20 protein-coding genes are annotated in these 23,681 nt (G+C 48.6%); 12 read left to right on the plus strand and 8 right to left on the minus strand.

The genetic code is table 11. The features are described from left to right. Window positions 1-20 precede the first annotated feature (20 nt). The 6 genes from FEM55_RS15290 to FEM55_RS24995 all read left to right on the plus strand — a co-directional run bounded on the left by FEM55_RS15290 (window position 21) and on the right by FEM55_RS24995 (window position 8,157). Entirely contained in the window at window positions 21-1,472 is a 1,452-nt protein-coding gene (locus tag FEM55_RS15290) for a sialate O-acetylesterase (RefSeq protein ID WP_171036564.1), read from the plus strand. Window positions 1,473-1,502: 30 nt separating this feature from the next. Next, complete coding sequence (locus FEM55_RS15295) at window positions 1,503-2,516, plus strand: LacI family DNA-binding transcriptional regulator (protein WP_138282221.1); 1,014 nt, start codon at window positions 1,503-1,505, stop codon at window positions 2,514-2,516. A gap of 7 nt (window positions 2,517-2,523) precedes the next feature. Then, the gene (locus tag FEM55_RS15300) at window positions 2,524-3,795 is read left to right on the plus strand and encodes an MFS transporter (protein WP_229209281.1); all 1,272 of its coding nucleotides are present in this window, start codon (window positions 2,524-2,526) and stop codon (window positions 3,793-3,795) included. Between the two features lie 3 nt (window positions 3,796-3,798). Then, window positions 3,799-7,263 (plus strand): VCBS repeat-containing protein, encoded by a 3,465-nt coding sequence (locus FEM55_RS15305; RefSeq protein ID WP_138282222.1) that lies wholly within the window; start codon window positions 3,799-3,801, stop codon window positions 7,261-7,263. 166 nt (window positions 7,264-7,429) lie between these two features. Further along, window positions 7,430-7,966 (plus strand): hypothetical protein, encoded by a 537-nt coding sequence (locus FEM55_RS15310; RefSeq protein WP_138282223.1) that lies wholly within the window; start codon window positions 7,430-7,432, stop codon window positions 7,964-7,966. Window positions 7,967-7,986: 20 nt separating this feature from the next. Next, the gene (locus tag FEM55_RS24995) at window positions 7,987-8,157 is read left to right on the plus strand and encodes a hypothetical protein (protein WP_171036565.1); all 171 of its coding nucleotides are present in this window, start codon (window positions 7,987-7,989) and stop codon (window positions 8,155-8,157) included. A 13-nt stretch (window positions 8,158-8,170) separates the two neighbouring features. Here the strand turns inward: FEM55_RS24995 and FEM55_RS15315 are convergent, their stop codons facing one another. Beyond that, window positions 8,171-9,091 (minus strand): helix-turn-helix domain-containing protein, encoded by a 921-nt coding sequence (locus tag FEM55_RS15315; RefSeq protein ID WP_138282224.1) that lies wholly within the window; start codon window positions 9,089-9,091, stop codon window positions 8,171-8,173. A gap of 79 nt (window positions 9,092-9,170) precedes the next feature. After that, the gene (locus FEM55_RS15320) at window positions 9,171-9,926 is read right to left on the minus strand and encodes an SDR family NAD(P)-dependent oxidoreductase (protein WP_138282225.1); all 756 of its coding nucleotides are present in this window, start codon (window positions 9,924-9,926) and stop codon (window positions 9,171-9,173) included. Between the two features lie 227 nt (window positions 9,927-10,153). Between FEM55_RS15320 and FEM55_RS25130 the strand changes: the two genes are divergently transcribed. Continuing rightward, a complete protein-coding gene (locus FEM55_RS25130) occupies window positions 10,154-10,576 on the plus strand; it encodes a helix-turn-helix domain-containing protein (protein WP_212748312.1) in 423 nt (140 codons plus the stop codon). 173 nt (window positions 10,577-10,749) lie between these two features. Here the strand turns inward: FEM55_RS25130 and FEM55_RS15330 are convergent, their stop codons facing one another. Both FEM55_RS15330 and FEM55_RS15335 read right to left on the minus strand, forming a co-directional pair. Beyond that, window positions 10,750-11,865: an acyltransferase family protein gene (locus tag FEM55_RS15330; protein WP_138282227.1), complete on the minus strand. Its 1,116-nt coding sequence runs from the start codon at window positions 11,863-11,865 to the stop codon at window positions 10,750-10,752. A gap of 147 nt (window positions 11,866-12,012) precedes the next feature. Beyond that, window positions 12,013-12,291 carry a DoxX family protein gene (locus tag FEM55_RS15335; protein WP_229209282.1) on the minus strand — a complete coding sequence of 93 codons (279 nt, stop codon included), beginning with the start codon at window positions 12,289-12,291 and terminating at the stop codon, window positions 12,013-12,015. Between the two features lie 189 nt (window positions 12,292-12,480). Between FEM55_RS15335 and surE the strand changes: the two genes are divergently transcribed. Beyond that, the gene (gene surE, locus FEM55_RS15340; RefSeq protein ID WP_138282229.1) at window positions 12,481-13,206 is read left to right on the plus strand and encodes a 5'/3'-nucleotidase SurE; all 726 of its coding nucleotides are present in this window, start codon (window positions 12,481-12,483) and stop codon (window positions 13,204-13,206) included. A 183-nt stretch (window positions 13,207-13,389) separates the two neighbouring features. Here the strand turns inward: surE and FEM55_RS15345 are convergent, their stop codons facing one another. The 4 genes from FEM55_RS15345 to FEM55_RS15360 form a co-directional block, all read right to left on the minus strand. Continuing rightward, the gene (locus FEM55_RS15345; RefSeq protein ID WP_171036566.1) at window positions 13,390-14,274 is read right to left on the minus strand and encodes a diacylglycerol/lipid kinase family protein; all 885 of its coding nucleotides are present in this window, start codon (window positions 14,272-14,274) and stop codon (window positions 13,390-13,392) included. 327 nt (window positions 14,275-14,601) lie between these two features. After that, window positions 14,602-15,573: an alpha/beta hydrolase gene (locus tag FEM55_RS15350; RefSeq protein ID WP_138282231.1), complete on the minus strand. Its 972-nt coding sequence runs from the start codon at window positions 15,571-15,573 to the stop codon at window positions 14,602-14,604. A 48-nt stretch (window positions 15,574-15,621) separates the two neighbouring features. After that, entirely contained in the window at window positions 15,622-17,748 is a 2,127-nt protein-coding gene (locus FEM55_RS15355) for a cation:proton antiporter (protein ID WP_138282232.1), read from the minus strand. 3 nt (window positions 17,749-17,751) lie between these two features. After that, the gene (locus FEM55_RS15360; RefSeq protein WP_138282233.1) at window positions 17,752-18,330 is read right to left on the minus strand and encodes a hypothetical protein; all 579 of its coding nucleotides are present in this window, start codon (window positions 18,328-18,330) and stop codon (window positions 17,752-17,754) included. 72 nt (window positions 18,331-18,402) lie between these two features. On the opposite strand from FEM55_RS15360, the gene FEM55_RS25000 reads away from it, so the two are divergent. The 4 genes from FEM55_RS25000 to FEM55_RS15370 all read left to right on the plus strand — a co-directional run bounded on the left by FEM55_RS25000 (window position 18,403) and on the right by FEM55_RS15370 (window position 23,571). Next, window positions 18,403-18,558 carry a hypothetical protein gene (locus FEM55_RS25000; RefSeq protein WP_171036567.1) on the plus strand — a complete coding sequence of 52 codons (156 nt, stop codon included), beginning with the start codon at window positions 18,403-18,405 and terminating at the stop codon, window positions 18,556-18,558. Between the two features lie 1,137 nt (window positions 18,559-19,695). Beyond that, complete coding sequence (locus FEM55_RS25205) at window positions 19,696-19,908, plus strand: hypothetical protein (protein WP_229209283.1); 213 nt, start codon at window positions 19,696-19,698, stop codon at window positions 19,906-19,908. After that, window positions 19,830-20,075, plus strand: coding sequence for a CBM96 family carbohydrate-binding protein (locus FEM55_RS25480; RefSeq protein ID WP_445447100.1), 246 nt, complete (start codon window positions 19,830-19,832; stop codon window positions 20,073-20,075). The genes FEM55_RS25205 and FEM55_RS25480 overlap by 79 nt, the downstream gene beginning before the upstream one ends. Window positions 20,076-20,400: 325 nt before the next feature. Beyond that, window positions 20,401-23,571 carry a CBM96 family carbohydrate-binding protein gene (locus FEM55_RS15370; RefSeq protein WP_171036568.1) on the plus strand — a complete coding sequence of 1,057 codons (3,171 nt, stop codon included), beginning with the start codon at window positions 20,401-20,403 and terminating at the stop codon, window positions 23,569-23,571. The last annotated feature ends 110 nt before the right edge of the window (window positions 23,572-23,681 follow it).

The raw sequence follows: 23,681 nt of genomic DNA on the forward strand, positions 1-23,681 counted from the left end.
TTATCATAGTCCTGTTTTGCATGGCATTACCGGTGCATGCGCAAAACGTCAAAAAGGTTAAATTAAGTCCGGTTTTGCAAAGCAATATGGTGGTGCAGCAAAACCAGCCTTTCCAAGTATGGGGCCATGCGCCTGCCGGAACCACCGTCACAATTCAGGCTGACTGGATGGATGCGCCGGTCAGTATTTCCGCGAATGCAGGGAATCAGTTTCTGGGCATTATCCCGGTTCCGGCAGTGCGGCCGGGCGATTTTACCAGACACAGGATTACCGTTTCCGGCGCCGGTGAAACGCAGGTTCTGGACAATGTACTGATCGGTGAAACCTGGATTTGCAGCGGGCAGTCGAATATGCAGTTTAAAATGCACGAAACGCTGGATTCGGCGAAGGAAGTACCCGCGGCTGTTTACCCGCAAATCCGCCTGTTCAGCGCCGGGCTAAATTTCAGCAATGAACCCTTGGACAGCATCGGCGGAACCTGGCAGGAATGTACACCCGGTTCTGTGCGCACGTTCAGCGCGGTAGGCTATCATTTCGGAAAAGAGCTGTTTGCAAAACTCCATGTGCCGATCGGCCTTGTTTTTACAGGAATCGGTGCCTCGTCGGCGCAGGCTTATGTGCCGCGGGAAGTGCTGGCAGCGGATACCATGCTCAACCGCGTTTATTTACAGCCTTATCTTGACAGCCCGAAATCAAAGGAAAAGATGGATGGCGGCTTTACGTTTGAGAAAGTGACAAGACCGTTTCTGCTTTACAATGCGATCATCCATCCGTTTGTTAACCTGTCTGTCAAAGGTTTTATCTGGTATCAGGGCGAGTCAAACCGCAGCGAACGGGAAAGTTATACGCGGCTTACCCAGACGATGATCCAGAGCTGGCGAACGGCTTTCAAACAGGGAAATCTGCCGTTGTACTACGTACAGGTCGCACCGTTCTGGTATGATCAGGATGATGCCGCGCTGGCTGATTACGCGTTCTTTCGGGAAGCACAGGAACATATAAGCAGTTTGGGAAATACCGGGATGGTTGTAACCATGGATGTAGGCGAGTCCAGAGATCTGCATCCCAAAAACAAAAAGCCCATTGGCGTACGTCTTGCAAAAACAGCATTGAACCGGACTTACGGCGCCCTCAGCATCGCTTATCAGGGACCGAAGTTTGACTTTGCATTGTTCGGGAAAAAGGAAGTGGCAGTACATTTTCTCTCTGAAACGGTTCGGAACGGACTTGAAACAAACAACGGAAATGCACCGGAACACTTCTTCATAGCAGGAGCGGACAAAAATTTTTATCCTGCTGAAGCCAGGATTGAGGAAAACCACATTGTACTAACCTGCCACAAGGTGAAAAATCCTGTGGCGGTTCGTTACGCATTTACTAATTTTCCGGTAACCAATCTGCAAAACAAGGACGGGCTGCCTGCGCTGCCCTTCCGGAGTGACGACTGGCCTGAACCGATCCTTCAAAAATGACCTTGCCCATTTAGGCTTGCTTAACAAATCATGACAGATTCGAAACCATCCATGAGCGACCTTGCCAAGAAGCTCAATGTTTCAAAAACAACAATATCATTTATTCTGAATGGCAAGGCAAAGGAGCGGCGGATCAGCGAGGCCTTGGTCGAGAAAGTGCTGGCAGAAGCGGCAAACCTGGGTTACCGGCCCAATCAGTTCGCACAGAGCCTGCGCACGGGCCGGACAAACATTATCGGTCTGATGGTGGAGGATATTTCCAATCCTTTTTATGCCAGCATCGCCAGGCTGATCGAGGAAAAGGTTTACCAGAACGGGTACAGGATCGTGTATTGCAGTACAGAAAATGACGTGACCCGCGGAAAGGATTTCCTGACCATGTTCTCCACGCTCAGCGTGGATGGCTGCATCGTTGCGCCGACGCAGGGTATGGAGCAGGAAATCCGCGAAATGCATGAAAAAGGGAAAAGTGTGGTTTTGTTTGACCGGTATTTCGGAAACGACGGTACCGACGCAGTAATGGTCGACAACCAGGGCGGCATGTACCGTGCCGTAGAACACCTGGCTGCACGCGGTGCAAAAGACATTGGTCTGATAGCCATTGCGTTGGACGACCCGGAAAAAGAGGACCGGATTATCGGGTTCAAAAAAGCCATTGCGGACAACGGGCTGGCTACTTACGTGTTTCCCTTGCCATTCAAAGGCGGGTACGAGGAATACTTGCAGGATATCAGCGAAATATTCAGCCGGAACAAGCTGGATGCAGTAGTGTTCGGAACAAACTATCTGGGTATCGCCGGGCTGGAAGTAATCAATCAGATGGGACTTCGCATTCCGGACGACATGGCCATGATTTCCTTTGACGACCACGATCTTTTCCGCATACACCGGCCCGGAATTACCGTGGTTGCTCAGCCTATTGAGGCAATTGCCCAAAAGGCGATTGATACATTGATGTCGAAGCTGCGCAATCCGGCTCTGACGAAAAAAACGGCGGAGGTCATTACATTGCCTACGTCACTGATTGTCAGAGCTTCAACCTGATTTTAATATGCACAATACAGGTACGGCATCCCGTATGGATCGCAGGACATTCCGCCGTGTGCTGATCGTGTCGCTGACAGGCTTGCTTTCCGGTTTTGATTCCATTGTGATTTCCGGCATCAACTTATCGGTAAGACAGATATGGACGACTTCGGACTGGTTTCATGGTACTTTCATTGTTTCCATTGCACTTTGGGGTGCTGTGGCGGGGGCATGGATCGGAGGTTACCCCACTGAGCACTGGGGCAGAAAAGCGGCTTTGCTGCTCACAGGCGCATTATTTATAACTGCTTCGCTCGGGACTGCATTGTCCGTTTCACCCTATATGTTTTCCGCTTTTCGTTTTATCGGCGGGTTGGCGGCAGGCATCGGCGCCATTGCCGCTCCTACCTACATTGCCGAGATCAGTGATGCAAAGGACCGGGGTAAAATGGGAATACTCTTTCAGATTAACCTGGTGTCCGGTATTCTGCTTGCCTACATTTCCAATTATTTGCTTTCAGACCTGGGCGGTTCGGACGACTGGCGGTTTATGGCCGGTGCAACGGGATTGATCGCATTCATTTACATTTTACTGGCAGCAGGCATTCCGGAAAGTCCGCGATGGTCCATGCGTGCTAAAAAATCGGTTATGCAAAAAGAGGAATATGCAAAGGCTGGTCTTTTTTCAGGAAAGTACTCCAGAGTGCTTTTGATTACGCTGCTGATGGTCTTTTTCAACCAGTTTTCCGGTATCAGTTTTGTGCTTTTCTATGCCCCGCAGATTTTGAAACAGGCCGGACTGGAAATGTCGCAATCGCTGCTCGGCGGGGTTTTTATTGGAGTTGTAAATCTGCTGGCGACCCTTGCCGGCAGGTATTTTATTGACCGGGCAGGAAGAAGGCAGCTCATGCTTGCAGGATCAGCTGGCTATATTCTGGGTTTGTCGATGATCGCATGGGGTTTCTACGCAGGTTTGTCCGCATGGTTTGTACTGTCGTTTATGCTTGTCTTTATCTGTTCGCATGCCATCGGGCAGGGTGCGGTAATCTGGGTTTTTGTTGCTGAAATCTTTCCGACCAGGATGCGCGCATTCGGGCAGGCGTGGGGGTCGGGATTGCTCCATGTATTTGCCGGACTGACCACACTTTTTGGGACTGTTTTGATTCATCGGGTTGAAACCTGGATCCTGTTTGCCGGCTTTGACTTGCTTATGGTGCTGCAATTATTGTTCGTCGTGCTGCTTATGCCCGAAACAAAAGGCGTTTCGCTTGAAAAGCTCGAAAATCAGTTTTCCTAGTTCATGATGAAAAGAACGTACCTGCATTGTTTTTTTATTTTACTGATCTTTTTCGGCTGCCGGAAAAAGTCGGCAGAGCCGCTGTTTCGTTTGCTGAGCTCACAGGAAACCGGTATTGATTTTTCCAATGACATCCGGCAAACCGACTCGCTCAACATTCTGAAATACATGTATTTCTATAACGGAGGCGGTGTGGGGCTCGGCGACATTAATAATGACGGACTTGCCGATCTGTTCTTCTCAGGAAACATGGTGTCTTCAAAACTGTACCTTAACAAGGGAAATATGCAGTTTGAAGACATTACTGAAAAAGCAGGCGTTGCTACAAAAGGATGGTGCACGGGTGTTGCCATGGCGGATCTGAATGCCGATGGGTTGCTGGATATTTATGTCAGTCGCGCAGGCAGCACAGTTCCCGCCGAACGCGCCAATCTGCTCTTTATCAACAAAGGCAACAACAAGTTCACTGAGTCGGCGGAGGCTTACGGACTGGCGGATACGGGTTACAGCACGCAGGCCGCATTTCTTGATTACGATCACGACGGCGATCTGGACGCCTACCTGCTTACGCATGATCATTCCCCCCGTGCGGTCAACAACCTCATGCCTGTGCGCTCGCACGGAGAAGCCGCCAATACGGATAAATTGCTGAGAAATGAAGGTGCCGGAGCTGCTGGCCACCCGGTTTTCAAGGATGTATCCGCGCAGGCCGGTATTTCAATCGAAGGTTATGGCCTGGGTGTGGCTGTGAATGATCTGAATGGCGATGGCTGGCCGGATATCTACGTAGCCAATGACTTTCTCAGCAATGATTTGCTGTACATCAACAACCAGGACGGCACTTTTACCAACCGCATCGGCGAATACATGAAGCACCAGAGTTACAATGCGATGGGCGTGGATGTGGCCGATTACAACAATGACGGTTTTCAGGATGTGGTGGTGCTGGATATGTTGCCGGAGGGAAATTACCGCCAGAAGATCATGGCGGCGGGCATGTCTAATGAAAAGTTTGATTTTATGCTGCAGATGGGCTACCAGCCGCAGTACATGCGCAACACGCTGCAACTTAACAATGGCGACGGTCATTTCAGTGAAATAGGGCAGCTGGCAGGAGTCGACAAAACCGATTGGAGCTGGAGTCCTTTGTTTGCCGATTTTGACAATGACGGCCGTTGCGACCTGTTTATCAGCAACGGCCATTTGAAGGATATGACCGATAAGGATTTTATCAAATACAGTCAGCAGACGACCATGTTCGAGGAAAAGGACCAGGCGAATGCTAAATTGTTGAAACTGATGGAAAACCTGAAAGGCGTCAAAGTGCACAACTATCTTTTTCGCAACAAAGGTGACCTGACTTTCGCAGAAGCAGAAGACTGGGGAATCGATCAGCCGTCGTTTTCCAACGGTGCATCCTTCGCTGACCTGGATAATGACGGCGACCTGGATCTGGTGGTCAATAATGTCAATGAAAAAGCATTTGTATACAAAAACGAATTGCAAAAGCGTGGAAAGTACCATTGGATTCAGCTTTCACTCCAAGGCGACAGCCTGAACCGGCTCGGTCTGGGCGCAAAGGTGACGCTGCATTATGGCGGACAAATGCAGGTTTACGAACAAACCCTGTACCGGGGCTTTCAGTCCACCGTAGATCATACCATTCATTTTGGGCTGGGCAGTGCAGGCAGGATTGACACCCTGGAAATCCGGTGGCCGAACGGAAGCATGCAGCGGCTTTTGAACGTAGCGTCCGGTCAGCGGCTGGTTTTGGATTACAAAGATGCTGCCGCAGCATTACCGGCTTTTGACAAACCGCTTCAACCCGTTTTTACCGAAGTTTCCCGCGATATCGGGCTTGACTACACACATACCGAAAATAACCAATCCGATTTTTCCACGCATGTACTGATGCCGCAAACCTATTCCAGGATCGGCCCTTCCATGGCGGCAGGTGATATAGATGGAAATGGTCTGGATGATCTTTTTATCGGTGGTGCTGCGGGTTTGCCGGCAACTTACTACCTGCAGCAAGCCAGCGGAAAGTTTGTCCGTCGCGAATTTACTGCTGACCAGGCCGGCGAAGACGCGGGCATCCTGCTTTTTGATGCAGACCGTGACGGCGATCTTGATCTGTACATAGCGAGCGGCGGCAGTGAGTTTGAAACCGGTTCCACGTTTTATCAGGACCGGTTTTACAAAAACAACGGAAAAGGAGAATTTACAAAAGCTGCTGATGCATTACCTGCAATGCGTGCCAGCAAGTCCTGCGTGACGGCGGCTGATTTTGACCGCGATGGCGACCTTGATCTTTTTGTAGGCGGCAGGCTTGTTCCCGGCCAGTATCCGGTAGCGCCCGAAAGCTACGTGCTCCGGAATGACGGCGGAAAATTTACCAATATAACCCGGGATGTATCCGCAGAACTTCGCCACATCGGCATGGTCAGCTCGGCCTTGTGGACAGATTTTGACGATGATGGATACATCGATCTGGTGGTTGCAGGCGAATGGATGCGGGTTGCTTTTTTTAAAAATCAGGGTGGAAAACTGGTGAATGTAACTGCCTCTGCGGGACTGGGCGAAACTTCCGGCTGCTGGAACAGCATTGCCGGGGCGGATATGGACAATGATGGCGACACCGATTACATACTTGGGAATATGGGCCTGAACACGCCTTTCCGAGCTTCGGCCGAAGAACCTGTAACCGTTTACAGCGGGAATCTGGATGGAAGCGGCGTGCACCAGTCCATGCTTTCCTGGTTTATTCAAGGCAAAAATTACCCCTGGCCGTCAAGGGATGCGCTGGTACGCCAGATGCCAAGGCTCGGCAAAAAGTTTTTTTTATATGATGATTATGCCAGAGCTACAGTGCAGGACGTGCTTTCACCTGAACTGCTTCACAAGGCTGCTGCGTTAAAAGGTACGTATTTTTCTTCTTCTTACATTGAAAATCGGGGAAAGGGCAAGTTCACCATTCGTCCGCTGCCCGTGCAGGCACAGTTTGCGCCGGTAAATGGTATTTTGGCGAAAGATCTGGATGGCGACAACAACCTGGATCTGATTCTTTCCGGGAATTCGTATGCGCCGGATGCTTCGATCGGACGTTTTGATGCCATGTATGGAATGTGCCTCAGAGGCGATGGAAAAGGAAATTTTGTTCTGGTGAATCCGGCTTCGGACGGACTGGGTTTGCGCGGTGACAGCAGGTCGCTGGTTGAGCTGGTATCGCAGGACGGAAAATCGCTACTGGCCGGTGCAGGCAATTCGGCCAAGTTGGAAGTTTACACGCATACAAAGCCCCTCCGCACTACGTTCAGAAAACTGCAGACACTGGATGCGGCAGGCTTTCTGGAATGGGGTGGAAAGCGGCGTAAAACGGAGTTTTATTATGGTTCCGGTTACCTCTCCCAATCCGCACGCCGGTGCGAAGTTCCGGTTGGTTCCAGCTTGCAGATCATCAGAAAGTAAGCCTGCAGGCGCATTCTTGTAAACTATTTGCGATATTTAGGAGCGTAGTCCGGCTGTATGCAAGCTTTGATGCCATTTATTCAGAAAATGATAATTCATGGCACTTCGTAATTTTTCAATGTAAAAAATGGCTGACGAGGATCTGCCGAATTTAAATTGTAAATCAATGAAACATAAATTACTGTTCCTGTTTATTTTGAAAATGGCCGGCTTGCAGGCACAAAATCCGGTAATCGATGTTCGTCAGATTGCGCTGATCAGTCCGGTAATAAAATCGGAAGGGTTGCTGCTGGGTGGCAGCTTTGCGGAATGCATTACAACCCTGGGAAAGCCTGACAGCATATCCGATGTTTACTCTGAAATGGATGAAGATACCCTGAAGCTGTACAGCTATGGAAAGTGTAAGCTGTATTTTCTGAAAGGTAAACTGGATGCGTGGCATCTGCTCGATGATAAAATAGCGGTTGGACAGGCTAATGGACGAATGTTCAAAGTGGGAGATCAATTAAAACCAACTACCGGAAAACCCATGGACTTTCAGGGTTTTGCCATTACGCATTACGACGGCGAGTCTCAGAACATGCGTTTCAAGTCAGCAAGCTTGAACTGGATCAAAAGTGGTGAAACACAGCTCGACTGCATCTTGGAACTGTTATTTGACTCCGAAGGAAACCTGTTTTCCATCTCCAAACTGAATCCGTAACCTGTTGCAAATGTACAGGCATGCCGCAGGACCGGCTCCGGAAAAATGAGCGGCAGCAGATTGAAAAGATCAGGAAAGCACATGAACCAAACGGTAAAGTGTATACGGATAGCGGAAATCCGTTCAGGCTGCGTGCAGTCTGCACATACTTTGTAGAACGGCCACCGGAATTCAGGCCCATGGCAACGTAACACTGCCTGAATATCAGGAACCAACAAACAACTGCCTGAATTCAAGCGGTGATTGCCGGGTTTTGTTTTTAAAAAACTTGTTAAAGCTCTGCGAGTGCTCAAAACCAAGTTCGTAAGCAATGGAACTGACCGTCAAATCCGTTGTCGACAGCCGCTCTTTGGCTTTTTCAACCAGCTTTTCATGGATGTACTGCTGGGCATTCCGGCCGATCAGCGAGCGCAGCGTATCGCTCAGGTACCCGGAGGAAACATTCAGCTGTTGCGATAAATACTGCACTGTGGGCAAGCCCCTGTCAAGCGCTTTCTGGTTGTTGAGATAATCGTTGATGACACATTCTGTTCTTTCCAGAATCGTGGTGCAAGTTGCCCTGCGGGTTACAAATTGTCTTTTGTAAAAACGGCTGGCATAACTTAGCAGCAATTCGATCTGGGCAATCACAATTTCCTGACTGAATTCATCCACACGGCTGTTCAGCTCACGCTCGATAATACAATAGATGGAAAGGACAATTTCTTTCTCCTGATCCGACAAATGCAGGGCTTCATTGACGGAGTACGAAAAATAGCTGTACTGTTTCATCTTCTGCGCCAGGGAATAGCCCAGTAAAAAATCAGGATGGATCAGCAGGACATAGGATTCTCCTCCCTCGTGATACTCCGTAGGGCCGACCAGTTGCTGCGGCGCCATAAACATCATACTTCCTTCTTCAAAATCGTAATAGCTCTGCCCGTATTTCAGCCTGCCGCTGTTTTGCACGTTAAAGGTTATTTTATAAAAATCCAGTACATCATACACCGGTGCCTTGTCGGGATTGAATGCATTGTTTTCGTCAAAATGCGTGAGGCTTATCAAAGGGTGCTGCGGTTTGGGCAATCCGAAAGCCTGATGGATGGCAGAAATAGAGCGGAGCCGGATATGATCTGATTTTTTCATGGGATGCATTTAGAAACGGAAACAAAATCCGCGGCAAATTCATCACCGCAGATCCGGGTTCTTAAAATAAATAGTTTCCTTACCACGGGTAAACCTCCTGATTCGGGCCGGTAAACAGCGCCGTCGGGCCATCTTCTTCCAGCGCCACGCGCACGGGCTCCTGCGAACCTACTTCCACCGAATCGGTTCCCTGGAAATTGTTCAGCGCTGTTGCCGTAAAGCCCGGGCTTACCGCACTTACTTTAATCCCGCTCTTTTCCAGTTCATTGGCAAATGCAACCGTAACTGCATTCATGGCCGTTTTGGATGCGCCATAAATCAGTTCATAGTGCGGGGCATAAGGATTTTGCGGGTCCCTGGCAAGCGTAAGGGAAGCCAATCCGCTGGAGACGTTTACAATCCGCGGCGCTGTGGCTTTGCGCAGCAAGGGCAGGAATGCCTGCGTTACGACGACCACACCGAAAACATTGGTTTCCCAAACCGTCCGCATTTCATCTACCGAACTGATGCTGGGGCGGTTGGCGGCCATGATTTCTTCCAGCGTACGTCCGGGAGCCCCTGCATGCGAAATAGCTGCATTGTTCACCAGCAGATCAAGCCGGCCAAACTCTTGCTGTACGGTTGAAACTGCCTTTTCAACGGAATTCTTATCCGTAACATCGATCTGGATTGCCCGGGCTTTGCCGCCGATTTTCCCGACAGCCGTTATCCCGTTCTGCAGGTTGCGTGAGCCTGCATAAACGGTATAGCCCTGATCGGCGAGGGCTTTGGCAATCTGAAATCCTACTCCCTGATTGGCACCTGTAACCAATGCCACTTTACTTTGTACTTCCATTTTTCGTCTGCTTTAAGTTTGAGCCAGCAAAGTTCGGGTTTGGAAAAGGTACCGTTGTAGCCAAATCAAACCAATTTGTAGCCAGAACGAGGTATTCTGCAGCGGAGAATGACCGCGCATCGTGCCTGAGAACTGCGCACGGTAACTTATATCGCAATGCGGGAAGTTATCCGAACATTTCCCGGAGTCATTGTATAACTTGTCTTTTTAACCAAAGCCTCAGCCGGGTGACACATACTACCTCCAGCCTGAAAATCCACGAAGGCCGCAATCTGAAACGTTTCCGCGAAATGCTCTCGATCAAACAGGACGCACTCGCGTTTGAGCTCGGCGAAGACTGGAACCAGCAAAAAATTTTTTTACTCGAACAAAAAGAACAGATCGATTCCGACATTCTGGAGCAAGTTGCGGCCATTCTTAAAATTCCGGCTGAAGCGATCCGGAACTTTGATGAAGAGAAGACTGTGAACATTATTGCGAATACATTTCAGGATACTGCTTTTGAAAATTCATTCAACAACGGCACGATTAACTTTCATCCCGTCGAAAAGTTCTTTCAGCTTCACGAGGAAAAAATTACTTTGTACGAGCGGATGCTGAAGGAAAAGGAAGATATGATGGCACGGCTGGAAAGGTTGATCGGGAAATGATCCTGTTTTCATGAAAAAAGAAGGCTGTTGCACAAAAATCCAGAAAAATTCTACGGGACAAAATCCGGCAGCAGGGATTCAACCGGTAAAGAGAAATTCCTGTCAGGAAAGCAAAGCCGACTGATGTAGATACAGGCGAAAAATATCATATTTGATGCAGCCAGCGTTTTCTTTTACTGTTTCAGCTTTTTTCGCAGCCAGGCTCTTACCGGTTCGTCGTACAACAGTAAACTTGCATAAGCCAGCACAATAGCGCCCGAAAATGTGAGCAATGCATACGGCCAGGCTTGTGCCAGTGTAATGCCCTTGTGATTGCTTACCCATGCTACATAAAAATAGACAAGCACGTAATGGGTCATGTATAAAGGATAAGAAAGATCACCGAGGAACTTGCAAATTTTCTCCTCCGTTTGGCTGCGCACCCTGCCGCTTGCACCGATATATACAATCAGTGGAAAAACGATGATGATGCAAAAGGCTTCGAACAACCCGTTCATCCAGAGACGTGCTGCACCGCCTATTCGTGGCATAAGCAGAACGGCTGCAACCAGTATGCTGCACCATAGGAAAGCATTTTTGATGTAAACCGGCCGTGCTACCCGCGATAAAAGCAATCCGGCAAAAAAAGGGAACAGTGTCCGCGTTATACCGATACGCATATGTTCGGCATTCAATGTCCAGCCGCCGGTTACGTCTCCGTTCGGGCTGGTGACAGCCAGGTGCAGCAGTGCTGCACCTGCCAGGGCAACAAAGCAAGCCAGTGCTTTGTCAGATAATTTTCTTAGTCCCAAAGCGTAAAGAATGTTGGCGATATACTCGAAAAACAAGGACCAGCCAACACTATTGAGCGGATGCATTTCAAACCAGCCGCGGATATCCATGGAAAGCGGAACAGGTAAAAGTGTCCATCCAATCAGCATGACAACCATCAGTTTCCAAACGGGAACGGTATGAACAAGGGGCCATATCGTGGAGTCGGTAAAGTAAAAGCCTATGGCGCCCAGTGTCATGCCCAACACAACGAGAGGATGCAGCCGCTCAAACCGGCGCCGAAGAAAGCCGCTGACAGTCAACTGGTCCCATCTGTCGTCGTAGGCATAGCCGATTACAAAGCCGGACAGGAGAAAGAAAAAATCAACAGCCAGATAACCGTGGTTTACAACATTGTCGAGGCGGCTGCCTGCAAGCGGTTCGGTAAGGTGAAAAAATACGACAATGATTGCCGCTACACCCCGAAGTCCATCCAGTACTTGATAATGCGGCTTGGTGACAAGTTTGGTGTTATTCATCAGAAACAGGGAACGGAGTATTGCACGATGGCTAATCTATGGAATAAAATCCATGTAATTTCAATTTCTTTCCTGCTATGTCGCCACCCGGGAACTTGCGTTTTTCAGCACTGCCTGATCTTTATGCTGTTGAAAAGGGGAGGGAGCTCAGGAATTATACCCGCTTTTCAAAATCTTTTCCCTGGAAACATAGGAAACAATCAGTAACACCAGCATCAGGACGAGAGCAAACAGGTTGCCCGCCGGATCACCGACAAAATAATGTGCAAAAAATGCGGAAAGAAAGTTAATGAAAAATCCGGCATACGCCCATTCCTTTACATGGGCGGGAATAGCTGGAACAGCCAGTGCAGCAGTTCCGAGAAGCTTTGGAGTTTGTATTTTCCCGGGGCAGCTGACCTGACCAATATGTTTCAGTTTTACCACGACTTTGCGGATGATTTTTGCGGCAGAAGAAGCATCAGCACCTCACAAGGTTTAAACAAAGACCTGAAATCGTTCAAAGCATGGCTTGCGTCAAGCCGTCCAGGTTTTGGTTGGTTTTCCCGGTTTGTCCGGTTTTGGTACTCTTTTTTTAGAACAGGAAGTTATAATTAAAAAAACATCCTGAATACTATGAAGATCCTGATTACAAATGATGATGGTATTTACAGCCCGGGTATTGCTGCACTGGCCCAGGTCGCTCTGCGGTTCGGGGAAGTACGTATTGTTGCCCCGGATGTAGAGCAGTCGTCCATGGGCCATGCCATTACGCATTCCCGTCCGCTTACTTATAAAAAATCACCCATTACTTTTGATGGAATAGAAGCATTTCGCGTAAACGGGACACCGGCGGATTGTGTAGCTATAGGGCTGCATATGTATCCAGATACAGACGTTGTTCTTTCAGGGATCAATATGGGGCCCAATCTTGGAAACTCCATGTGGCATTCCGGAACACTTGCGGCTGCCAAGCAAGCGGTTCTGCTGGGTATAAAGGGAATTGCCCTAAGTACGCCGGTCGGGCAGTCTGAGCCTGATTTTGATGGGCTTGCTTCTTATGTGGAGGAAAGTCTTGCGCTGCTGCTCCGGGACACAAAGCTCGGATTATACAACGTAAACTTTCCGCCGGAGCCTAAAGGGATAAAATGGACCCGGCAATCGGTCCGGCTGTATGATGGGAACGTCGTGCCGGGAGAAGATCCGATGGGGCGCAAAAACTACTGGATTACGGTAACGCCACTGGAACCGGCTGAGGAAGACACCGATCGCTGGGCTGTGGAAAACGGATTCGTTTCCATTACCCCTTTACGGCTGGATCTGACCAATGAAACCGAGCTAAGTCAGTATTTGTCAGTTTGAGAACAGCAAATCAGACGTAAAATAGGATACAGGCATGAACTTGACCATACTCCCAGAGCAAAGCACTTTGGGAGTATGGTTTTATTAATAGTATTCTGGCAGCCGGCACAGTAGTATATTTCTATGATCGCATCGCTTCAGACTTTGCATTTCCAAAATGCTTTCCTGCCGTCAGATAAAGGCTTAAATCAGAAATTCAAAAACTTTCGGATCATTTCTGATTGTAATATCCAAAGGTGCATGCTTCTGGATAAGCTCGTCGTCCAAGTGCATGACAGAATCCTGAATCCGGACATGAACCTGATCTGCTCTCACCACTTCAAAACGGAAACCCTGATCACTTCCGTTTATTTTATGGTCAATGGCAGCCAGCAAATTATCCTTCTCATTTTCCTCAATCAGTACAATATCCAGCTGGCCGTCGCCCGGATCTGCCTCGGGTGCAAGCAGCAAATTGGGACCAATGGAAGAGATATTCATGATTTCAATTACAAGGAACTTGCCGCTTCGGACTTCACCGTTCAATTCTACGCGCGCATCTCTGGCCTGATAAGTTACGATCAGCTCACGGAGTTTTTTCAGGGTGGCCTCCAGTTTATCTTCCGTACTGTCTTCATCAGGATGATCTTTCATAAGCTGCATCAATGCGGGAAAGACACCAAACCCGGCTGCTTCCAGAAAAAAGGTTTCTTCCTTTTCATCCAGGATCTCGCCTAGGTCAATCTTTCTGATATTTCTGTTTTCCCAGTCTTTAACCACTTCAGAGGGCTCATTGAAGATGCCCAGTGACTTGGAAATGTTGTTCGCAGTGCCCATGGGGAGGATAGTCAGCGGTGCCAGGGTATTAAGCCTGCGTTTCATCAGGACTTTCAGGATAGACCTTACGGTACCGTCACCGCCTGCTACAGCGATCAGGTCGGTATCTTCCTGAAAGCTTTCATAATCTTCTTCTTTAACGGAATAATAATCGCACTGATACCCGTGCTGCTCCGCCAAAGTGATCAGCTGCTGCTGGTCATATGCTTCATCACCGGCGTTTGGGTTATGAAATATGGTAACTGACTTCATCTTTATTGATTTTGATTTAATTGCCTTGCAGGGCAAATTCATTGACTTGATTGTTGCAATAATCTTATCAATTAAAATCGGTCCAGCATCAGCGTGAAGGAACCGGAGCAGGAATGCGCTCAGATATTCTGGCTGAATGGATCAACATGAGCATAGTATTCCGTTTTGGTGTCCTTTACATTTTGTTAAAGGCAAAGTTTGGCTTGCCTGGGTTGCGGAATGTATCCGAAAGGCGCTATTTAGTAGTCAAAAGGAACGGGATTGCTCCAATGCCGGAAGATACTCCATAAAGGAAACGGGTTTCTGTCCGACTTCCGCCAGCGTTTTTCACACATCAAAGACTTTCTTCAGAAATTCCACCGTATATTTCACAGTCGGCTCAAACCAGGGGTGGAACAGCGGGAATACATGAGGCGCTCCGGAAAACGTGTGTACTTCGGAATAAATGCCGAAAACATCCAGCTTCTTGCGCATGTCCTCGCGGCCGGCATGCATGCGATCGACAGAGCTGTTGATGAAAAGGATCGGCGGACTTTGGGCCGTTACATAATGAATCGGCGAGGCTTGTTCCCAGAGCGCCTTTTTCTCCACCTTGTTTCCGCCAAACCAGTTCGTCGCTGCCGAAACCGATTTGCTGTCGTCGCCCTCGCCCGACTCCGGGTGAATGTAAGCCACAAGCCCATCTATGTCTACAACCGCCTGAACGGCGTCGGAAGGCCCGTCCTTTTTTCGGTTCGGATTAAAAATCCCGGAATTGCCGGTATATCCCACCAATGCAGCCAGTTGCCCGCCTGCCGAAAAACCCAGCGTAGCAATGCGGCTGGTATCGACTTGGAAAGTTCCGGCATTCTCCCTGATCCAGATGACAGCCTCTTTCAGGTCCTCGACTGCTGCAGGGTACAAGGCTTCTGTGGATAATCGGTAATCTGCAGTAAATGCTATAAAACCGTTATTTGCCAGTTGTGCCGCAATGGCATGCAACTGCGCCTTTTCCCCTGAGCGCCATCCGCCTCCAAAAATCAGCAACACCGCAGGCCGCTTGCCGCTCGCCTTCACAGGTGAAAAAACGTCCAGTTTCAAGCTTCGCTGCGGCATTTTTTTATATTCCAGATCCTTTTTCAAAGTTACACTTCCGGGTAAGGTGCCAGCCGGCATCTGAATATGCGGAAAATCTCTTTTTGCCTTCTGAAATGCGCTGCGAACGGTGAAAGATGTGTCAGGAATGCCGGTAAGGCCTTTCCACTGGGCACGGGCAGTGAAAAAAGAAAGGAAGAGGATTAGCGCTAAATATATTTTCATTGCTGAAATAACTTTTTATGATATTTTGCCGACAGGTTCCCGCTTTTCTTAACGGGCAAAAACCTTTCCGATGATCTGGCCGATTTCGGCAAAGTCGTCATGGTTGTTTACCGACCGCTTTTCTGCCGGGTCTGCGATCTGGTCACGGTAAGGATAAATAAGAAGGAAATTGTTTTCCTGTACATGCTGGTTCAGAAAATCCGGTATGGACCCCATTTGGGGAAAGTAAGAAATCATCCCACGTCTGGCCATGAACACAATCAGGCCTTCATCATTCTGCAGACCGGTTGCTGCCTTTTCTGCTTGCTTCCAGTTGTCAATGGTATGCAGGGATAAATCAATAGCGGACTTACTGACGACTTTCTTTAAAATCTCGGCGGTTTGCTGATTGGCGAAAAAGCTCATTTTCGCACCGGAATTCTTGGCAATATTCCAGACACGAAGCAATGAACTGAAAAAACCGGCTTCTTTTTCGGCTCTTGCAGGTATCAGCACGACGTAACGTTTGATAGTTGAAACAGGTTGCCCGGCGTGATAGATCAGCGTGTTTACATTTTCATTTTGCAGGTAACCATTGTGCAGGTTGTAAACGAAAGAAGGTGTCAGGCCTTTATCGGGCTGCAATCCGATAATCAGGTCCGTGATTTGCTGTTCTTTGATAACATTGCTGATGCCGGTAGCCACATCGTTATCGTACCGGGTAAGCGGCAGTATAGTCACATCGGCGGCGGCAGCGGTATCAACAGCGATGTGCAGGTTTTTCCTGGCATTTTTAACCGAAGATTCACTTTTTTCATCATTGACCACGTTCAGCGCCCAAAGCCGGTCGTCGTTATGTCTTGCTTTTACAAGCAGGCTCAGGTTCACCAGCTTTTCAACTGTTTTTTCATAGTTGACAGCTATCAGGATGTTTTCATTCTCACGGTTGATTCCTGAAGCGGTATCTTCCCGGTCCGCCTCGGCAATTCGCTGGCCGCTCGACATGGATACAAAGGAGGAGACGGTACAGGAAATCAGGATGAGCAGAATGCTGCCATTCAGTACGTGCTCACTCAGCAGCCGGACCGATTCACCGCTGGCCGTTTCCGAAACGATGATGTTGTAACCGACCAGAACCGCAGCAAGGGTGGCAGCGGCCGAGGCGGAGCTCATGCCAAAAACCAGCATGCCTTCATCTTTGCTTAGATGAAATGTTTTTTGCGTTAAAACGGCCGCAAGGTATTTTCCGCCGATGGAAGCAACAAGCATGACCGATGCAACTACAAGGGTTTCCAGACTTTTAAAAAATACCGTAAAGTCTATCAGCATGCCTACGCTGATCAGAAAAAAAGGAATGAAAATAGCATTTCCGACAAATTCAACGCGGTTCATCATGGCCGAAGCGTGGGGAATCAACCTGTTTAAGGCCAGGCCTGCAAAAAAAGCGCCGATTATGGCCTCAATGCCGGCAAGTTCCGCCAGTACAGCTGCCAGATAAATCATGACAAGTACAAAAATGTACTGTGAAATCTTGTCATCTACTTTCTTGAAAAACCATCTTGCTAGGATAGGGAAAACAAAAAGGACGGTGAGGCTGAATGCCAGCATGGACAATGTCAGACGTGTCCAAAAGGCCGTGTTGACCTCACCTTGTGTCATTCCCACGCAAACAGCGAGTACCAGCAGGGATAATACATCGGTGATCATGGTGCCGCCGACTGTAATGTTGACGGAAAGGTTCTTGGCAATTCCAAGTTTGCTGACCAGCGGATATGCGATCAATGTATGGGAAGAGAACAAGCTGGCAAAAAGCACGGAAGTTATAACGGAGAAATGCAGAAGATAGTAGCCGCCCGTAAAACCCAGGATAAATGGAATGGCAAAGGTGTACAGCGTGAAAGTGAGGCTTTTCCACTTGTTCTTCTTAAAATCTCCCAGATCAATTTCCAGTCCGGCCAGAAACATGATGTAAAGCAGCCCGGTTGTTCCGGTGACCACAACGCTGCTGTCGCGGGCGAGCAGGTTCAGACCGTTCGGGCCGACTACCGCGCCGGCTATCAAAAGTCCGAGTAAATGCGGAACCTTGATTTTGTTAAGCAGAAGCGGTGCGCTCAGGATTATCACCAGTTCAAGCAGAAACTTCAAAACTGGGTCTTCAATGGGCAGGCTGCCAATATGGATATTCAGTAACTGCATGGCTCAGCGGGGGGTTGTACGGGTAAGTTCTACGGTAAATGTCGCGTTGCATGCCTGGTTAATCGTGATGGCCTGTGTGCCTTTCAGCAATTCCGGGTTCACTTGGCTAAGATCAAAATGGATGTCCAGTCTTTTGGCTGCCGAAGAGTCACTCAGAAATTGTAATTGGATGCCGGAACTGTCCAGCCGGGCGTTGTAAACACGGACGAGCTTTTTGTCAGCATCCAGAACGCGGGTAAACAGGCCTGTTGAGTCGCTTATGAACTCCCAGAAATTGGCACGCTGATCGCCGATCACATATTCGCTGCAATTGGATTCCCGGCACACTGCCTTGCTGTTCCAGACGCCGGCGATCGTCTCCGGCCAGCTCTGGATGATGACCGTGTCTTTTTTTGTCCGCAGGCTGTCCCGCATTTTTACTAAAGACTTGTAATCAGCCTCCTTAAGTGCAAAGTCATTTTCCTTCTTGATGATGGCCTGTTCACGCTGGGCAAGATGTTGCTCTCTCTGGTCGTTCTGGCATGCGTACAGCAAAATACAGCCAGACAAAAGAAATAGGAACAGAGTTCGGAGTTGTAGCATGATGTGCGGGTTTGATGCGTAATGGATTTTCCAGAACGGCAATATATGAAAAGCTGATCTTATATTAACAGCTTGACACAAGTTCTGAAGGCCAGTGATAACCGGCAGGATAAAAGCATCTTACCCGATACCCTTGGCTGGATCATGCCGCAAGCCACCCGGCAAGTGAAAACCGGTTTTTTAGAAAAAGAAGAGGTAATTTCAAAAACTACAGGTAATCTTATTTGATATATGCCATAGCTGTTACATTTTTGAAGGTTCATAACAATTCCGGAAGGCTCCTCCGGAGCCCGAAAATTCGGGTTCCTTGCTTTTTTTCCACAAACAGGTTGCTCCTCCGAAGCTTGGGAGCTGGATTTGTTATGTCTAGAATTGCCAGGAGTTGAAATCATTTGTTGATGCTTTGAAAAGCACCCGCATCTTTTGAATATGATTCAACAAATTAATCCAGCCCGGCCGCAGAGCGGCCTCCTGTTTGTAGCAATATGCATTATTGATTTTGTTAGCCCCGGCGGGAGCGCCTGATTGGCCGGTTAGTTTCAGAAGGCTCCTCCGGAGCCCGAATATTGCGGTTCCTTGCTTTTTTTCTACAAGCAGTTTGCTCCTCCGAAGCTCGGAAGCTGGATTTGTTATGTCTAGAATTGCCAGGAGTTGAAATCGTTTGTCGGTGCTTTGAAAAGCACCCGCATCTTTTGAAGATGATTCAACAAATTAATCCAGCCCGGCCACAGAGCGGCCTCCTGTTTGTAGCAATATGCATTATTGATTTTGTTAGCCCCGGCGGGGCCGCCTGATTGGCCGGTTAGTTCCGGAAGGCTCCTCTGGAGCCCGAAAATTCCGGTTCCTTGCTTTTTTCTACAAACAGTTTGCTCCTCCAAAGCTCGAAAGCTGGATTTGTTTTTATTTGCACCATTTAGTAAACGGAAAGGTACAAGTATAGGTAAATGCTTGTACCTTAATGTTTTTTACGTTTAATGATCTTCTTTACCAAACTCAACCTATTATAAACGTCATTCTCGACAGCAGGCGGTTTATGGGTAGAGAAGCTGCTTTCGGAAACCAATACCAAAGCACTGGCTTTTTCTTCCGGAACACTGGATTATGTGAATACGGGAAGTACTACTACGCCAGCACAATCCGCCATCCTTTCAGCCAATACAGGAACGCCTGCTGTAAACCTTCAATAGACCAGGGCTGAATGGCTGACGCTTCCTGCACCTTCACGGGGTACTTTGCCATTTTCAGTTAAACCGAAAGGTTTTTCACCGGATCATTATTCAACCGTAGTTACGGCAACGGCTCCCGGTTATGCGCGGGCTTTGCTGAAAATCCAATCTTGTCGCAAATGATGCAACCACACTGCCTGTGCTCGAACCCATCGGTGACAAAGAACTGAGCCGTGGCGATACACTTGCATTTACGGCCAAGGCTACTTCCGCATTCGGGCAAACAAAAGTGTTTTCACTGGCGGGCGCGCCGCAAGGTGCCACGATCGGAGCATCCAGCGGCCGGTTGCAGATTCGGATGTCAGTTACGGCACCAATGCCAATAAGAATTACGGAAATCAGCCTACATTAAATGTTAAAGCGACGAGCGTTCCGGAGCTTCGCCGGGTATCTTATCTCAAATTCTCGCTGGCTGCTTTCAGCGATATGACCAATGCGAAGTTCCGCCTCTACGGCTATAACCATCAGGCAGGTACGAAGGTTGATCTGAATCTTGCCGGACTGGACAATGACGACTGAACCGAAACCGGCATCACTGCCAACAATGCACCGACCGGCGTAACGACAACACGGGGAACGTTGAGCGTGCCCCGGCAAAAGCACCCGGATTTTTACGGGTGCTTTTATTAATTAACTGGTAGTAAACAAATATAAACTTACGCTTACCTTTATAATCATTAACATACTCACCTGAAATTATAACCAATTTAGTATGATGAATTTACCTTTACCAACTTCCTGTTTTACCCGTACGCGCCTGATCAGCCGGCGGCGGGTTGATTTAAAAATAATAGAAAGCACCGTGCACTGGCAAAAACGATCCGGTTTTTGGAAACTGTGTTTGATGATATCAGGCGTTCTGTTGCTTGCTGCATCTTCACTTCTGGCACAGCCAGCCATTGAATGGGACAAAGCCTATGAACCCGTTCCGGGCCTGACGCCCAAGATTGTATGTCCTACCGATGACGGCGGTATCATTGTAGGACGGGCATTGTATCCTTCCGACAATGCAAATTACATTGTTGTGAAATACGATGTAAACGGAAATAAAGAATGGGACAAAACATTTTCCGGAAACAAACAGGATAATCTGAACGCGATTATTCAGACCTCCGATGGAGGCTATTTACTTGGCGGCTCCTCCAACTCGGATCCTGGCCAGGATAAAACCGATAATGCTTACGCATCTTCTGTGGATTACTGGATTGTCAAGATCTCGGCCAATGGCAGCAAAGAGTGGGACAAAACTTATGGCGGAAGCCGTGCTGATAATGTAAGATCCCTGAAGCAGACAAAGGATGGCGGTTATCTGGTTGGCGGTAATTCTCTTTCATCCAGGGATGGCATCAAGTCTGAATCCAGCAGAGGTGCGCATGATTTCTGGGTTATCAAAACTACTTCAGACGGCACCAAGGAATGGGATAAAACCATCGGAGGAAATATGGCGGACAGCCTGGTTTATGTGGACGAGACTGCCAGCGGAAATTACATTTTGGGCGGTACCTCACTTTCAGGCATCAGTGGAGATAAAACGGATGGTGACGCAATCAATCATAACTTCTGGATTGTGCAATTGGCACCAGACGGCTCGAAGTTATGGGACAAGTCGTTTAGCGGCTATAACTATGATAACATGAAATCCATGGAGCGTACTTCCGACGGAGGCTACATCATCGCCGGCGAGTCTTTTTCCCCGATCGGCGGGGACAAAACGGAAGATGCATTCGGTATGCGTGATTACTGGGTAATAAAGATCAATGCAAACGGAGACAAACAATGGGACAAAACACTTGGAGGAACAGGGAGAGAGCTTCTAGCTTCAGTGAAGCAAACGCCTGACGGCGGTTATATTGTCGGGGGCAGTTCCAGCTCGGATAAAAGTGGCAACAAGACGGAAGCACGTAAAGGATCTACGGATTACTGGATTGTAAAACTAAACGCAGATGGCAGCATAGCCTGGGACAAAACCATTGGCGGAGCAAGGGATACCAACAATCAGCTGATTGGTGCTTTTCTTGCACGGGACGGAGGATACCTGCTGTGCGGAAATTCCGCAGGGGCTGCTACCGGCAATGACAGAACGGTGGCTATGTCCAATTCACCCGAATTATGGGTCGTGAAGCTGGTTTCAGAAACCAATACCAAGGCACTGGCATTTTCTTCCGGCTCACTCAAGTTTATTAGCAACGGAAACAGCACAATTCCAGCGCAATCCGTTAAGCTTTCGGCAAATACCGGAACGCCTGCTGTAACCCTTAAGAATTCGAAGGTTAGCTGGCTGACGCTTCCTGCACCTGCACGGGGCTCCTTGCCTTTTACGGTAAATTCCGCAGGCCTTTCTCCTGAAAAATATACCTCCCTCGTTGTAGCAACGGCTCCCGGTTATGCACGGGCATTGCTGAAAGTCAATCTGCATGTTAATGATGTAACGACGCCGCCTGTATTGAATTCCATCGGAGACAAGGAAGTAACTGCACCGGATACCCTTACATTTACAGCGAAGGCTACAACAGCAAACGGCCAAACCAAACGGTTTTCACTGATTGGCGCGCCTGAGGGAGCAACGATTGGCGAATCCGACGGGGTTTTCAGCTGGGCTCCTCTGGTTGCGGGCACTTACCGGTTTGTAGTCAGGATCAGCGTTGCTCAGGTACCGGAACTGTATGATGAGGAAACGATTTCCGTAAGAGTACTGAATCCGGCCGCTGCAACTTCCGTCCGCATCAATGCAGGCGGCGGTGCTTACGCCACGTCTGACGGGCGCATTTTTGAGGCGGATAACTATTACAGTGGCATCGACCGCACCAGCACGATTGGTGCTGACGTGGATATTCTGAGCACAACCGACGATGAGCTGTACCGTTCAGGACGCAGTTCGGATTACTTTAATTACAACATTCCGGTTACAAACGGCATTGTCAAAGTGACACTCCATTTTGCAGAAACCTACTGGGGTGTCTATCCCGGGCGTCCGGGCGACAAGGACAGGCGCCGGTTCAATGTGAGTGCGGAAGGCGTGGTGAAGCTGGACAATTACAGCATCATCGGCCATGCAGGCCAGCCTTTAAATGCCGTGCAGGAAACTTTTGAGGTGGTTGTTGTTGACGGCGTTCTTAATCTGGCTTTCAGGTCAACAGCTGAAATGCGCGACAAGCCGCGCGTGTCGGCCATTGAAGTGGAGTTTATCAATAATATACCAACCATTATAACGCCGGTTGCGGATGCAGATGTCAGTTATGGCGTGAATGCCAGTACCAATTACGGAAATGAGCCTGCATTGAATGTTAAAGCAACGAGCGTTCCGGAGCTTCGACGGGTATCTTATCTCAAATTCTCGCTGGCCGATTTCAGCGATATAACCAATGCAAAGTTCCGCATCTACGGCTATAACCATCAGGCCGACACCAGGGTTAATCTGAACTTGATCGGTCTGGACAATGACGACTGGACCGAAACCGGCATCACTGCCAGTAATGCCCCAACCGGCGTAATGACTGCATTGGGAACGTTGAGCGTGACGAGGAAACCGGAATACTTCGAAGTCGGCATTACAGAATTTGCCAGAGCCCAGCTTGCCCGGGACAAAACGCTGACCTTGCGGATCGATCAGACCTTCGGCGGCAAAAGGATTATATTCAACAGCAGGGAAAACGCCGCATTCAGGCCGGAGCTGATCATCAATACGAGTGAGCCCGTGAATTCTGTTACCAGGCTTGCCGCGGAAGAATTGCCGAATAAAAACGCTGAAACGGACGCTGCAAGTTCTGTCATTTACCCCAATCCGGTTCGTACGCAATTCACGCTTCAGGTCGGAAACCAGCATCAGGAAGCGGTTGCTTTGCAGCTTTTCAATGAAGCCGGAAGGGCTTATAATATTAAAACGCCTGAAATGCTGCATGCAGGAGCCAAAGCCGAAATCAGCATTGCGGATCTTTCACTGGGTGAAGGAATTTATCTTCTGAAAGTACAGTCCATTTCCAGGTCGGAAGTGCTGAAAGTGATGGTGGTGAAATAAATCAGTATAGCAAATAAAGGTTTCAAAAGCATCCGGATTTTTCCGGGTGCTTTTATTCATTGCTTTGTAGTAAGCAGAGATAAACTTACGCTTACCTTTATAATTGTTAC

The sequence above is a fragment of the Dyadobacter sediminis genome, assembly GCF_005860765.1.
Taxonomy (GTDB): Bacteria; Bacteroidota; Bacteroidia; order Cytophagales; family Spirosomataceae; genus Dyadobacter; species Dyadobacter sediminis.

What these genes read in the sequence shown, in the direction of transcription:
- FEM55_RS15305 (WP_138282222.1), top strand. Translation starts at nt 3,799, where the DNA reads ATGATGAAAAGAACGTACCTGCATTGTTTTTTTATTTTACTGATCTTT.
- surE (WP_138282229.1), top strand. Translation starts at nt 12,481, where the DNA reads ATGAAGATCCTGATTACAAATGATGATGGTATTTACAGCCCGGGTATT.
- FEM55_RS15320 (WP_138282225.1), bottom strand. Translation starts at nt 9,926, where the DNA reads ATGGAAGTACAAAGTAAAGTGGCATTGGTTACAGGTGCCAATCAGGGA.
- FEM55_RS15355 (WP_138282232.1), bottom strand. Translation starts at nt 17,748, where the DNA reads ATGCAGTTACTGAATATCCATATTGGCAGCCTGCCCATTGAAGACCCA.
- FEM55_RS15350 (WP_138282231.1), bottom strand. Translation starts at nt 15,573, where the DNA reads ATGAAAATATATTTAGCGCTAATCCTCTTCCTTTCTTTTTTCACTGCC.
- FEM55_RS15300 (WP_229209281.1), top strand. Translation starts at nt 2,524, where the DNA reads ATGCACAATACAGGTACGGCATCCCGTATGGATCGCAGGACATTCCGC.
- FEM55_RS15345 (WP_171036566.1), bottom strand. Translation starts at nt 14,274, where the DNA reads ATGAAGTCAGTTACCATATTTCATAACCCAAACGCCGGTGATGAAGCA.
- FEM55_RS15370 (WP_171036568.1), top strand. Translation starts at nt 20,401, where the DNA reads ATGATATCAGGCGTTCTGTTGCTTGCTGCATCTTCACTTCTGGCACAG.
- FEM55_RS15315 (WP_138282224.1), bottom strand. Translation starts at nt 9,091, where the DNA reads ATGAAAAAATCAGATCATATCCGGCTCCGCTCTATTTCTGCCATCCAT.
- FEM55_RS15360 (WP_138282233.1), bottom strand. Translation starts at nt 18,330, where the DNA reads ATGCTACAACTCCGAACTCTGTTCCTATTTCTTTTGTCTGGCTGTATT.
- FEM55_RS24995 (WP_171036565.1), top strand. Translation starts at nt 7,987, where the DNA reads ATGCCGCAGGACCGGCTCCGGAAAAATGAGCGGCAGCAGATTGAAAAG.
- FEM55_RS15330 (WP_138282227.1), bottom strand. Translation starts at nt 11,865, where the DNA reads ATGAATAACACCAAACTTGTCACCAAGCCGCATTATCAAGTACTGGAT.
- FEM55_RS15290 (WP_171036564.1), top strand. Translation starts at nt 21, where the DNA reads ATGGCATTACCGGTGCATGCGCAAAACGTCAAAAAGGTTAAATTAAGT.
- FEM55_RS15310 (WP_138282223.1), top strand. Translation starts at nt 7,430, where the DNA reads ATGAAACATAAATTACTGTTCCTGTTTATTTTGAAAATGGCCGGCTTG.
- FEM55_RS15295 (WP_138282221.1), top strand. Translation starts at nt 1,503, where the DNA reads ATGACAGATTCGAAACCATCCATGAGCGACCTTGCCAAGAAGCTCAAT.